The sequence below is a fragment of the Lelliottia nimipressuralis genome, from assembly GCF_041464075.1.
Classification (GTDB): domain Bacteria; phylum Pseudomonadota; class Gammaproteobacteria; order Enterobacterales; family Enterobacteriaceae; genus Enterobacter; species Enterobacter nimipressuralis.
In genome coordinates, this window is record NZ_CP167172.1 from 4,572,525 (window position 1) to 4,585,212 (window position 12,688).

Sequence of the window (12,688 nt, forward strand, 5' to 3'; positions counted from 1 at the left end):
AGGAGAAACGTTATGGACCGTATCATTCAATCACCGGGAAAATACATTCAGGGCGCGGATGTTCTCAGCCGCCTTGGTGACTACCTGAAACCGCTGGCCGCGCGCTGGCTGGTTGTCGGTGATAAATTCGTTCTCGGCTTTGCCGAAGAGACGCTGCGTCAAAGCTTCAAAAATGCTGAACTGCATGTCGAAATCGCTCCGTTTGGCGGCGAATGCTCCCAGACGGAAATTGATCGTCTGCGCAAGCTGGCAAAAAGCGCCGATTGCCAGGCCGTTTTAGGTATTGGCGGCGGGAAGACGCTGGATACGGCCAAGGCGCTCGCCCACTTTATGGATGTGCCGGTCGCTATCGCGCCGACCATTGCCTCAACGGATGCACCGTGCAGCGCCCTTTCAGTCATCTACACCGACAGCGGCGAGTTCGATCGTTATCTGATGCTGCCGCACAATCCGAACATGGTTATCGTCGACACCAAAGTCGTGGCCGGTGCGCCTGCCCGCCTGTTAGCGGCAGGGATCGGCGATGCGCTGGCAACCTGGTTCGAAGCACGCGCCTGCTCCCGCAGCGGCGCCACCACTATGGCGGGCGGGAAATGTACCCAGGCCGCATTGGCTCTGGCCGAGCTGTGCTACAACACGCTTATTCAGGAAGGCGAAAAAGCGATGCTCGCCGCCGAACAGCATGTCGTGACCCCCGCCCTTGAGCGCGTGATCGAAGCCAACACCTATCTGAGCGGCGTCGGCTTTGAGAGCGGCGGATTAGCCGCAGCGCATGCGATCCACAACGGTCTGACGGCCATCCCTGATGCGCACCACTATTACCACGGTGAAAAAGTCGCGTTTGGCACCCTCACCCAGCTGGTGCTGGAAAATGCCCCGGTTGAGGAGATCGAAACGGTGGCCGCGCTGTGCCATAGCGTCGGATTGCCGATCACGCTGGCGCAGCTGGATATCAAAGAGGATATTCCGGGCAAAATGCGTCTGGTGGCAGAAGCGTCATGCGCAGAAGGCGAGACGATTCACAACATGCCTGGCGGGGTGACGCCGGATCAGGTGTACGCAGCACTGCTGGTTGCCGATCAGTACGGGCAGCGTTTTTTACATGAGTGGGAGTAATTCCTGTCGCCGGGTGGCACTGCGCTAACCCGGCCTACGAACTGCTTAGGAGCACACAAGCACAGCCGCCGCAGAATAAAAAAATCCCCGCCAGAGCGGGGATTTTCATCTGTACTGAATTACAGCAGGTCGAAACGGTCCAGATTCATCACTTTCACCCAGGCGGCGACAAAGTCCTTCACGAATTTCTCACCGGCATCCTGGCTGGCATACACTTCTGCCAGTGCACGCAGAACCGCGTTAGAACCGAACACCAGATCGGCACGCGTTGCGGTGTATTTCACCTCTCCGCTTTGACGATCGCTGCCAGCAAACAGCTCATTTGAGTCATCGGTGGCTTTCCATTGAGTGTTCATATCCAGCAGATTGACGAAGAAATCGTTGCTGAGCACGCCAACGCGATCGGTGAAGACACCGTTCTGACTGCCGTCAAAGTTGGCCCCCAGAACACGCATCCCACCCACCAGCGCAGTCATTTCTGGCGCAGTGAGCGTCAGCTGCTGGGCTTTGTCGATCAGCAGAGATTCTGTCGTCGCGCTGTTCTGCTGAGCGCGATAGTTACGGAAACCATCGGCAACCGGCTTGAGCAGCTCAAACATTTCGATATCCGTCTGATCCTGACGCGCATCCACGCGGCCCGGCGTAAACGGTACGGTGATGTAAACCCCTGCCGCTTTCGCAGCCTGTTCAACACCCACCACACCGGCCAGCACGATGATGTCGGCCAGAGACGCTTTATGGGCAGATTTATAGATGCCCTCAAGGGTTGGCAACGCGCGTGCTGCAGCGGCGTTAACATCCCAGTCGCGCTGCGGTGCCAGCGCCAGACGCGCCCCGTTGGCCCCCCCGCGTTTATCGCCACCACGGAAGGTGGAGGCCGATGCCCAGGCAACCGACACCAGTTCGCTAACGGACAGCCCGGAAGCTGCAATTTCTGCTTTCAGGCTTTCGATGTCCGCAGCCGTTGGCTGGAAGAATGCCTGCGGCAGCGGGTCCTGCCAGATCAGATCTTCTTTCGGGACTTCCGGACCGATGTACCGCGCTTTTGGCCCCATATCACGGTGCGTCAGTTTGAACCACGCGCGGGCAAAGGCTTCGTTGAACGCCTGCGGATCGTTGAGGAAACGACGAGAAATCTTCTCGAATTCCGGGTCCATACGCAGGGTCAGGTCGGTGACCAGCATGGTTGGCTTACGTTTTTTCGACGGGTCGAACGGATCAGGAATCATCTCTGGCGCGTCGACAGCTTCGAATTGAATTGCGCCTGCCGGACTGCGCGTCTGCACCCATTCGAATTTGAACAGGTTCTCGAAGAAGTAGTTGCTCCACTGAGTTGGGGTTTGCGTCCAGACCACTTCCAGACCGGAAGTGATAGCGTCTGCGCCCACGCCGCTGCCGTGGGTGCTCGCCCAGCCTAAACCTTGAGATTCAATCGGTGCGGCTTCTGGATCAACGCCAACATGCGTCGCTTCTGCGGCGCCGTGGGTTTTACCCAGCGTGTGACCGCCCGCGATCAGGGCCACGGTCTCTTCGTCGTTCATACCCATGTTGCCGAAGGTGGCGCGAATAGCCGCCGCCGCAGACAGCGGTTCACCGCTGGCATTTGGCCCTTCCGGGTTGACGTAAATCAGCCCCATTTCAGTCGCGGCTAACGGACGTTTCGCCAGCGCTTCCGGATCACGATGAGCCAGCCAGGTTTTTTCATCACCCCAGTTCACATCCAGATCCGGTTCCCAGACATCTTCACGCCCGGCACCAAAACCAAAGGTACGGAAGCCGGAGTTTTCCAGCGCCACGTTACCGGCCAGGATAAACAGGTCGGCCCAGGAGATTTTCTGTCCGTATTTTTGCTTAATCGGCCATAACAGACGGCGCGCTTTATCAAGGCTGACGTTGTCCGGCCAGGAGTTTAAAGGTGCAAAACGCTGTTGACCGCGCCCTGCACCGCCGCGACCGTCAACGGAACGGTAGGTGCCTGCGCCATGCCATGCCATACGGATAAACAGGCCCGCGTAGCTGCCCCAGTCGGCAGGCCACCACGGTTGAGAATCGGTCAGAAGGGCTTTGAGATCGCCTTTGAGGGCGGAGTAATCAAGTTTGCTGAATTCTTTGCGGTAGTCGAAGTCTTCACCCAGCGGGTTAGAACGGTTGGAATGTTGATTCAAAAGATCGACGCGAAGTTGCTTGGGCCACCAGTCGCGGCTGTTCGTGCCAGCGCCCGCGCTTTGGTCAGGCCCGCCTTTATGAAAAGGGCACTGTCCGGTTGATAACGTGTTATGGGTATCGTCTGTGCTCATCTCTCATGCTCCCTCTACAGTATTTAGCTTAAAGATATACACCTCTGCTTAGAAGGTATAGTTGAGATAACGCACGGATTCGATAGTTATTTCCGTTTAATTGACCCTAGAAATTATCTGCCTATTGTGTGCAGTGGCGGTGGCGTTGATATGACGGGGGAAGCGGAGGGAGAAGAAAATAAAAAACCCTCCGAAGAGGGTTTGTCGATTACAGGCCAGGGCGAACGCCGAGGGTGTGGCAGATGGCGTAACTCATTTCGGCGCGATTCAGGGTGTAGAAATGGAAGTCTTTGACCCCTTCACGGCTTAAAATCTTCACCATGTCCATCGCGATATTGGCACCGACCAGCTTGCGCGTTTCGGCATCATCGTCCAGCCCTTCGTACATTTTTGACATCCACAGCGGGATGCGCACGTTGGTCATGTCGGCGAATTTCTTCGCCTGCTTGAAGTTGGACACCGGCAGGATGCCTGGAATGATCTCAACATCAATGCCCGCCGTGATGCAGCGGTCGCGGAAACGCAGATAACTTTCCACGTCGAAGAAGAACTGTGTGATCGCACGGTTTGCACCGGCATCCACTTTGCGTTTCAGGTTGAGCAGATCGGCCTGCGCGCTTTTCGCTTCCGGATGCACTTCCGGATACGCCGCCACAGAGATATCAAAATCGCCGACCTCTTTCAGTAACGCCACCAGGTCGGTTGCGTACATGTCCGGTTTGCCACTGCCCGGTGGCAGGTCGCCGCGCAGGGCGACGATATGGCGAATGCCGTTGTCCCAGTAGTCCTGGGCGATAGTGCGCAGTTCGTCGCGGGTCGCGTCGATACAGGTCAGATGCGGTGCCGCTTCCAGACCGGTGCGATCCTTAATGCCTTTAATAATGCTGTGCGTACGGTCGCGCTCACCGGAGTTGGCGCCGTAAGTCACAGAGACGAACTTCGGTTTCAGGCTGCTCAGGCGATCGATAGAGCTCCACAGGGTTTGCTCCATTTCACTGGTGCGCGGCGGAAAGAATTCAAAAGAGACGTTAATCTGGCCCTGCACTTCAGCCAGGCTCTGATTCAGGGCTTCCCGCTGGTTGGCGTGAAAAAAGCTCATACCTTACCTCATCAATCGCGTGATAATTATTGCTGTTTATAAACATCTATCCATTTAGACGTCTGGATGTAAAAATGACGGAAAAGCGGGATGACGTCAACAGAAATCATCGGCATTAACGGTGAGGAATGTTCAGGAAAGATGAAGAACGTTCATGATGGCGGGGAGAAGTGCAGGGTGAGCGCGGTCTGGCGCCCTCACCCTTGCCCTCTCCCGTCGGGAGAGGGAATCAAAAAGACTACAGCAGCTGCGCCAGGCGATTAATGTCTGACTGAATCGCCCCGGCGGTGACGTCGCGCCCCGCGCCTGGCCCACGAATCACCAGCGGGTTATCACGGTACCAGCGGCTTTCGATGGCGAAGACGTTATCGCACGGCAGCAACGCCGCCAGAGGATGCTCAGGGCGAACGGCCTCAACACCCACGCGGGCTTTACCGTTAGCGTCAAAACGGGCCACATAGCGCAGAACCAGCCCCATTTCGCGTGCAGCTTCCAGGCGTGACACCATCTGTTCGTTCAGCTCCTCACCGTTCTCGAAGAAGTGATCGACTGACCCCTCTTCGCAACCGGCCGGAACCAGCGACTCCACACGCACCTGGCCTGGCTCAATATCGTAACCCGCTTCGCGCGCCAGAATGACCAGCTTGCGCATCACGTCTTTTCCGGCGAGATCCACGCGCGGGTCCGGCTCCGTCAGCCCCTGCTGCCACGCCTGGTCCACCAGGTCCGTAAACGGAACGGTGCCGTCAAACTGCAGGAACAGCCAGGAGAGGGTACCGGAGAAGATACCGCTGATTGCCAGAATGCTGTCGCCGCTGTCGATCAGGTCGCGCACGGTGTGGTTCACCGGTAGACCGGCACCCACAGTGGCGTTATACAGCCAGTGACGACCGGTTTTTTCAAACGCGTCGTGGATTTGGCGGTATTTATCGGTGCTGCTTGCGCCGGCCAGTTTGTTCGCGCTGATGACGTGGAAACCGTGGCTGGCAAAATCGAGGTACTGATCGGCCAACTGCTCGCTGGCAGTGACGTCCAGCACGACCAGATCGTCGTACGGGTGCGCGCGCATCCACAGGAACAGGGACTCTTCGTCCTGCTCGACCGCTTCATCGTTGAAAAATGCGAGCGCGCGGCTGGCGTCCAGCCCGTCGTAGTTCAGCAGGCTACGGCGGCTGTCCACCACGCCCGCCAATACAAATTCAAAACCGGTGCGTGCAGAGAGCGTCGTTTGCTCGCGGGCAAACAGCTCCAGCCAGCGGGAACCGATATTCCCCTTACCGAACAACACCAGGCCGATACGTTTTTCCGCGCGGAACAGGGTGGTGTGCAGCCCCTGAATCAGGCTCTCGGTTGGGCCTTTACGCAGCACGGCGACCAGGCTGATGCCCTCTTCCGACTGCCAGGTGAACTCCACCGGCTGGCCTTTCAGCTGTTGCCAGAAACGGTGGCAATGGAGCGGGTTACGGGTGACACCCGCGCCGACCATCGCGACCAGCGCCAGCCCCTGACGCAGGCGAAGTTCGCCCGGCAATCCGGCTTCATCAAGGATTTTCAGCGCGCTGTCAGCCACTTCGGCGGTGTAGCAGAACTGCAGCAGCTGGCGGTCATTGTGCACGCCAACGGCCAGAGGGCGCACCTGGGCACGCTTGAGGATCAGGTCGATATCTTTGTGCGCCAGTTTGAAATCTTGTCCGGCAGGCACCTGGAATTCGATCAGGCAAATATCATCGTGACTGGTCACGATGCGTGCACCTGTGCCCGAGGCCAGTACGCGTTCGATGCGGGTCGAACCTTTATCTGGGGTGTAGCTACAGCGCAGCTGCAGGTCGATATCGCTGCCCGAAACAGGCTGTAAGGTACGGGCGTGCAGCACCGGTGCTGCCAGACGCGCCAGCTCACTGGCTTCGTCCAGACGCAGCAGCGGCAGCAGACAGGCATCTTTTACTTTGCGCGGGTCGGCGCTATACACCCCGGCCACATCGCTCCAGATAGTGACGCGAGACGCCCCCGCCAGCGCACCGATTTGCGTTGCCGAGTAGTCCGAGCCGTTACGGCCCAGCAGCACGGTTTCGCCCGCGTTGCTGCGGCTGATAAAGCCCGTCACGACGATGCGTTTGCCCGGATGCTGCACCAGCAGCTGTTGCAGCAGAGGATAAGAGAGGCCCTCGTCGACCTGCGGTTGCGCCGCACGCTCAGCGCGCAGGAAATCGCGCGCGTCCAGCCATGCGGCCTCCAGCCCTTGCTGCTCGAGGACTGCCGCCATCAGGCGCGCAGACCAGACTTCACCGTGGCCGACCACTTCTGCGTAAACCGCTTCGGTCACGCCGCTGTCCAGTAATCCGGCCAGACGCTCCAGATCGTGAACAAATGCGCTGATGAGGCTGTCTGCCGCGTCCGCAGGCAGCAGGCCGGCGATCAGATCGCTCTGATAGCGGCGTAACGTTTGTTGAACCTGATGCGCAGAAAGGCGATCGGTCTGGCTTAATTTCAGCCAGCTAATCAACTGGTTGGTAGTGCTGCCTGCCGCCGAGACAACCATCATGTCGCCCGGCATCGAATACTCCGCCATGATCCCTGCGACACGCAGGTAACATTTCACATCAGCAAGACTACTACCACCAAACTTGTGCAGCTGGCGACCCTTCGCCCCTGCCTGCGCTATCACACTCATGATTACCCCTTGGCTGCGACCCGGAAGGCATTTTCCAGATCGGCAATTAAATCTTCACAGTCTTCAATACCGGTTGAGATGCGTAACAGCGTCTCGGAAATTCCGGCGGCGGCACGCGCCTCTGGCGCCATGCCTGCGTGCGTCATTGTCGCGGCGTGGGAGATCAAGCTTTCGACTCCCCCTAAGGATTCCGCCAGCGTAAACAGTGACAACCCGCTCAGGAAGCGACGCAGCGTTTGCTCATCGCCATCCAGTTCAAAACTTAACATCGCGCCAAAACCTTTCTGCTGGCGCGCGGCAATCTCGTGGCCCTGATTTTCCGGCAGCGACGGGTGATATAACTTTTTCACCAGCGGCTGCTTTTTCAGGAACTCGACAATCGCCTGGGCATTACGCTGTGCCACTTCCATGCGCGGCGACAGTGTACGCAGACCGCGCAGCAGCAGATAGCTATCGAACGCGCTGCCGGTGACGCCAATGTTATTGGCCCACCATGCCAGTTCAGTGACAACCTCCGGATCTTTTGCAATCACCACCCCGGCGACCACGTCCGAGTGGCCGTTCAAATATTTGGTGCATGAATGCAATACCAGATCCGCACCCAGCGAAAGCGGGTTCTGAAGCGCCGGACTGAGGAACGTATTATCCACTACACTTATCGCTCCCGCATCCCTTGCGAGCTGACAAATTTTCGCAATATCGACAACGCGCAGTAATGGATTGCTTGGACTTTCCACCAGAACCAGCTTTGGCTTTTGGGCCAGCGCCTGTTGTAGCGCTTTTTCGTCATTCTGATCGACGAATAAAACACGGTAACAGCCGCGTTTTTCCAGGCTGTCGAACAGACGGTAGCTGCCGCCGTAACAGTCATGCGGAGCCACCAGCAGATCGCCAGGTTTCAGGAACACGGTCGTCACCAGGTGAATGGCTGACATGCCGGTATTGGTCAGTACCGCGCCTGCACCGCCTTCCAGCTCCGCCAGCGCGCGCTGGGTCACGTCACGCGTAGGGTTGCCACGACGCGAGTAGTCATGCGCACGGGGTTCATTAAATCCGGTGAAATTGTAAGTACTGGAAAGATGAATCGGCGGGACAACGCAGCCGTACTGCTCGTCATCATTTAATCCGCTACGCACTGCGATAGTGGCCTGTTTACGCGTCATGGTGAAGGCTTCCTGGCGAAAGAGGTGAAAAGTCAGGCACCAGAGTAAACACTGAAACTATAGACGTCAATACATCTGGACATCTAAACTTCTTTGCGTATAGATTGAGCAATGCGAGAATAGCCGTTAAAATTACATGCTTTAGGACACGCCGCCGACGCAATATCCGTGTCACGGTATCGTCCTTACGGTAAACTACGCGAGATTACGGTTAAAAGCCTTATCAAAGGTAAGGTTTTAGCCTTTATTAATGACAAAGAGGATTAAAGGTCTCATGGCTGAATGGAGCGGCGAATATATCAGCCCATACGCTGAGCACGGTAAGAAGAGTGAACAAGTAAAGAAAATTACGGTTTCCATTCCTCTGAAGGTGTTGAAGATCCTCACCGATGAACGCACGCGTCGTCAGGTGAACAACCTGCGTCACGCGACCAACAGCGAACTGCTGTGCGAAGCATTTCTGCATGCGTTTACTGGTCAGCCGTTGCCGAACGATGAAGACCTGCGCAAAGAGCGTAGCGATGAAATCCCGGAAGCGGCGAAAGTGATCATGCGTGAACTGGGTATCGACCCGGATACGTGGGAATACTAACTGCGGTGTGATCCCGCTGAGGTGACTCAGCGGGATGGTTTCTTAGAAGTTGTAGCCCAGGCCGACACGCAGACGCGTCTGGCGATCGTCGCTGGTGGCCGTGTTATAGCCTGAAGAGACGTTGCCCACTTCGATAAACGGGATCCATGAGTCGATGTTATAAGCCACGCGGAAGTTATATTCGTAATCTTCTTTTTTATTGTTATACAGATTTTCGTTGTCGGCGAACTTATAAATTCCGTTCAGCTCGAACATCCAGTTATCAATATTATAACCTAGCCACATTTCCGGGCGATAAACCATACGGTCATCTTTACCATCCGCGTTACGGCGTGTGTATTCTGTACGATAACGGAAAGCCGTCCACCAGCTGTCATTAATATTATATTGCACGCGCAGATAAGGCTTATAAATGGTCATGTCGTCACCCATTTCTACAGCGACACCCGGTTGCCAGATAAAATTTTGCCAGGTGAACTGATAGCTGGCGGTATATTCGTTGCTGTTACTTTCCATATTATTAAGCGCGTCGTTAGACTGCTTCTCATCGGAGCGAGATACCGCCTCCACAGCCACGCCGAACCCAGTGCCAAAGCGATGTGACATGTACACACGGTCGTAGTTACGCCCGTCGTCATAATACTCGTGTCGGTAATCAACGTATCCCGCTTGCGCCGCACAAGATAATAATGGCAGCACAAATAACAGTTGCTTCATTTTCATAACAGTTCCCTCGAAGTAAACGCGCCCTGAAAGCCATTGCAGATGAAATGGCAAATAAGAATTTATGTCGAGCGAAGTGTAATTTTACGCAATGAGGGAAACCTTTTATTTTTTGACACACAAAGAAAAACAATGGCAAAGAATTAAAGAATACGAAGATGCAGTTCACTAACCGTTAAAGAATACACCAGACGAATATATTAAATACAACAGTACCTGGTTATTTATTTTTAAGATAAATATTAAATGCGGATTTATTCAGGAAGGATATTACAGGCACAAAAAAAGCGCCTTTCGGCGCTTTTTTTTCGGGTAGCTTATTTAGCGCCCGGGATGCTGAAACGCTTGTTGAAGCGGTCAACACGGCCACCGGTTGCAACATCACGCTGCTTACCAGTGTAGAACGGGTGGCATTGACCACAAACGTCCAGGTTCAGATCGTGACCCACTGTAGAGCGGATTTTGATCGCGTTACCGCAAGAGCAGTTTGCAGTAATAAAATCGTATTTCGGGTGAATATCTTTTTTCATGGGGAGAACCTCAGTTAAGGCCGCGTCGCTCTTCCAGCCCTAACGCCAGACACCACGCGATGTTAATAATTGCCCGTAGCCTTCCTCGCCGCTTCTGCGTTAGCTGCATTCCAGCAGCGCGAAATCTTCGGGTAATAGCTATTTTGATGCGGATAAACCTACACCAAAGGCGGCGAATCATACAGAATTCAACCAGCGTATGCAAACTGATCCGCACGCCTACAGCAACTAATGTGTATACTAACGCGCCACTTTTCAAGTCAGGAAGATTCGATGCCCGTCGCTCACGTTGCCCTGCCCGTTCCGCTTCCCCGCACCTTTGACTATCTGCTGCCCGACAGCATGAGCGTCAAAGCGGGCTGTCGCGTGAGCGTGCCCTTTGGTAAGCAGCAGCGCGTCGGGATCGTAGTATCAGTAAGCGATAAAAGCGAGCTGCCCCTCAACGAACTGAAAGCCGTGGTCGAAGTTCTGGACGACGAGCCAGTTTACTCGTCCAGTGTCTGGCGACTGCTGCTGTGGGCCGCTGATTATTATCATCACCCGATTGGCGACGTGCTGTTCCACGCCCTGCCGATTCTGCTGCGTCAGGGCAAAAGCGCCAGCCACGCGGCGATGTGGTACTGGTTTGCCACCGAGCAGGGCCAGGCCGTGGATATTAACAGCCTTAAGCGCTCTCCTAAACAGCAGCAGGCGCTTGCCGCGCTGCGTCAGGGAAGGATTTGGCGTCATCAGGTGACTGACCTGGATTTTAACGACGCGGCGCTGCAAGGGTTACGCAAGAAAGGTCTGTGCGAGCTGGCCAGCGAATCCCCGGCGCTGGTGGACTGGCGCACCGGGTTTTCCGTGGCGGGCGACCGCCTGCGTCTTAACACCGAGCAGGCCACCGCCGTAGGGGCCATTCACAGCGCCTCCGACCGTTTCTCTGCCTGGTTACTCGCGGGCGTCACCGGGTCCGGTAAGACTGAAGTCTATCTGAGCATTCTCGAAAACGTGCTCGCTCAGGGCAAACAGGCGCTGGTGATGGTGCCGGAAATCGGCCTCACGCCACAAACTATCGCCCGTTTTCGCGAACGCTTTAACGCCCCGGTGGAGGTGCTGCACTCCGGTTTAAACGACACCGAGCGCCTCAGCGCCTGGCTGAAAGCCAAAAACGGTGAGGCCGCAATTGTGATTGGCACCCGTTCATCCCTCTTTACACCCTTTAAAAATCTTGGCGTCATCGTGATCGACGAAGAGCACGACAGCTCCTATAAGCAGCAGGAAGGCTGGCGTTATCATGCTCGCGATCTGGCGGTGTATCGGGCGCACAGCGAACAGATTCCGATTATTCTTGGCTCAGCAACGCCTGCGCTGGAAACGCTGCACAACGTGCGTCAGCGCAAATATCACATGCTGCGTCTGACGCGCCGCGCGGGAAATGCACGCCCGGCGACGCAGCACGTGCTGGATCTGAAAGGTCAGCCGGTGCAGGCGGGGCTGGCTCCCGCGCTCATCAGCCGTATGCGTCAGCATTTACAGGCCGACAACCAGGTGATTCTGTTCCTGAACCGCCGTGGGTTCGCGCCGACGCTGCTGTGCCACGACTGCGGCTGGATTGCCGAGTGCCCGCGCTGCGATCACTACTACACCCTGCACCAGGCGCAGCATCATCTGCGCTGCCACCACTGTGACAGCCAGCGCCCGGTGCCGCGCCAGTGCCCGTCGTGCGGCTCCACGCATATGGTGCCTGTGGGTCTGGGTACCGAGCAGCTTGAACAGGCGCTCGCGCCGTTCTTCCCCGGCGTACCGCTGTCGCGTATCGATCGCGATACCACCAGCCGTAAAGGGGCGCTGGAACAACAGCTGGCCGAAGTGCATCGCGGCGGTGCGCGTATTCTGATTGGTACGCAAATGCTGGCCAAAGGCCATCACTTCCCGGACGTGACGCTGGTGGCATTGCTGGATGTAGATGGCGCACTGTTCTCCGCCGATTTCCGTTCCGCCGAGCGCTTTGCCCAGCTCTATACCCAGGTTGCAGGCCGCGCCGGACGTGCCGGAAAACAGGGCGAAGTGGTGCTGCAAACCCATCATCCTGAACATCCGCTGCTGCAAACCTTGCTGCATAAAGGCTACGACGCGTTTGCCGAGCAGGCGCTGGCCGAGCGTCAGACCCTGCAGCTGCCGCCGTGGACCAGCCATGTGATTATCCGCGCTGAAGATCATAACAATCAGCAGGCCCCACTTTTCCTGCAGCAGCTTCGCAATCTGCTGCAGGCCAGCCCGCTGGTGGACAATCAGCTGTGGATATTAGGCCCGGTCCCGGCGCTGGCCCCTAAACGCGGTGGCCGCTATCGCTGGCAGATTCTGCTCCAGCACCCGTCGCGTGTACGTCTGCAACACGTCATCAGCGGCACGCTGGCGCTGATCAATACCCTGCCCGAGGCGCGCAAAGTGAAGTGGGTTCTCGACGTCGATCCGATTGAAGGTTAACGATTGCTGCGAGAGTGATCGAAAAATT

Annotated in this window: 9 protein-coding genes; 3 read left to right on the plus strand and 6 right to left on the minus strand. The window is 56.5% G+C overall.

Features of this window, described 5'->3' with window-relative positions:
- The first annotated feature begins 12 nt into the window (after nucleotides 1-12).
- Complete coding sequence (locus tag ACB496_RS21910; RefSeq protein ID WP_312156583.1) at nucleotides 13-1,116, plus strand: glycerol dehydrogenase; 1,104 nt, start codon at nucleotides 13-15, stop codon at nucleotides 1,114-1,116.
- 119 nt (nucleotides 1,117-1,235) lie between these two features.
- Here the strand turns inward: ACB496_RS21910 and katG are convergent, their stop codons facing one another.
- From katG to metB, 4 genes are all read right to left on the minus strand, one after another.
- Nucleotides 1,236-3,413, minus strand: coding sequence for a catalase/peroxidase HPI (katG, locus tag ACB496_RS21915; RefSeq protein WP_371973782.1), 2,178 nt, complete (start codon nucleotides 3,411-3,413; stop codon nucleotides 1,236-1,238).
- A 208-nt stretch (nucleotides 3,414-3,621) separates the two neighbouring features.
- Nucleotides 3,622-4,512: a methylenetetrahydrofolate reductase gene (gene metF / locus ACB496_RS21920; RefSeq protein ID WP_102105674.1), complete on the minus strand. Its 891-nt coding sequence runs from the start codon at nucleotides 4,510-4,512 to the stop codon at nucleotides 3,622-3,624.
- A 238-nt stretch (nucleotides 4,513-4,750) separates the two neighbouring features.
- On the minus strand, nucleotides 4,751-7,183 hold the full coding sequence (locus ACB496_RS21925; protein WP_102105675.1) for a bifunctional aspartate kinase/homoserine dehydrogenase II: 2,433 nt from the start codon (nucleotides 7,181-7,183) through the stop codon (nucleotides 4,751-4,753).
- Nucleotides 7,184-7,185: 2 nt separating this feature from the next.
- Entirely contained in the window at nucleotides 7,186-8,346 is a 1,161-nt protein-coding gene (gene metB / locus ACB496_RS21930; protein ID WP_100778384.1) for a cystathionine gamma-synthase, read from the minus strand.
- A gap of 274 nt (nucleotides 8,347-8,620) precedes the next feature.
- On the opposite strand from metB, the gene metJ reads away from it, so the two are divergent.
- On the plus strand, nucleotides 8,621-8,938 hold the full coding sequence (gene metJ / locus ACB496_RS21935) for a met regulon transcriptional regulator MetJ (RefSeq protein ID WP_015960995.1): 318 nt from the start codon (nucleotides 8,621-8,623) through the stop codon (nucleotides 8,936-8,938).
- A gap of 42 nt (nucleotides 8,939-8,980) precedes the next feature.
- On the opposite strand, the gene ACB496_RS21940 is transcribed toward metJ, so the two are convergent.
- Nucleotides 8,981-9,661 carry an oligogalacturonate-specific porin KdgM family protein gene (locus tag ACB496_RS21940; protein ID WP_371973786.1) on the minus strand — a complete coding sequence of 227 codons (681 nt, stop codon included), beginning with the start codon at nucleotides 9,659-9,661 and terminating at the stop codon, nucleotides 8,981-8,983.
- 317 nt (nucleotides 9,662-9,978) lie between these two features.
- On the minus strand, nucleotides 9,979-10,191 hold the full coding sequence (rpmE, locus tag ACB496_RS21945) for a 50S ribosomal protein L31 (RefSeq protein ID WP_015960996.1): 213 nt from the start codon (nucleotides 10,189-10,191) through the stop codon (nucleotides 9,979-9,981).
- A 273-nt stretch (nucleotides 10,192-10,464) separates the two neighbouring features.
- Between rpmE and priA the strand changes: the two genes are divergently transcribed.
- The gene (gene priA, locus ACB496_RS21950; protein ID WP_371973788.1) at nucleotides 10,465-12,660 is read left to right on the plus strand and encodes a primosomal protein N'; all 2,196 of its coding nucleotides are present in this window, start codon (nucleotides 10,465-10,467) and stop codon (nucleotides 12,658-12,660) included.
- Nucleotides 12,661-12,688: the final 28 nt, after the last annotated feature.

Coding starts and splice junctions, on each gene's coding strand:
- ACB496_RS21910 (WP_312156583.1), top strand. CDS start 13: ATGGACCGTATCATTCAATCACCGGGAAAATACATTCAGGGCGCGGAT.
- katG (WP_371973782.1), bottom strand. CDS start 3,413: ATGAGCACAGACGATACCCATAACACGTTATCAACCGGACAGTGCCCT.
- metF (WP_102105674.1), bottom strand. CDS start 4,512: ATGAGCTTTTTTCACGCCAACCAGCGGGAAGCCCTGAATCAGAGCCTG.
- ACB496_RS21925 (WP_102105675.1), bottom strand. CDS start 7,183: ATGAGTGTGATAGCGCAGGCAGGGGCGAAGGGTCGCCAGCTGCACAAG.
- metB (WP_100778384.1), bottom strand. CDS start 8,346: ATGACGCGTAAACAGGCCACTATCGCAGTGCGTAGCGGATTAAATGAT.
- metJ (WP_015960995.1), top strand. CDS start 8,621: ATGGCTGAATGGAGCGGCGAATATATCAGCCCATACGCTGAGCACGGT.
- ACB496_RS21940 (WP_371973786.1), bottom strand. CDS start 9,661: ATGAAAATGAAGCAACTGTTATTTGTGCTGCCATTATTATCTTGTGCG.
- rpmE (WP_015960996.1), bottom strand. CDS start 10,191: ATGAAAAAAGATATTCACCCGAAATACGATTTTATTACTGCAAACTGC.
- priA (WP_371973788.1), top strand. CDS start 10,465: ATGCCCGTCGCTCACGTTGCCCTGCCCGTTCCGCTTCCCCGCACCTTT.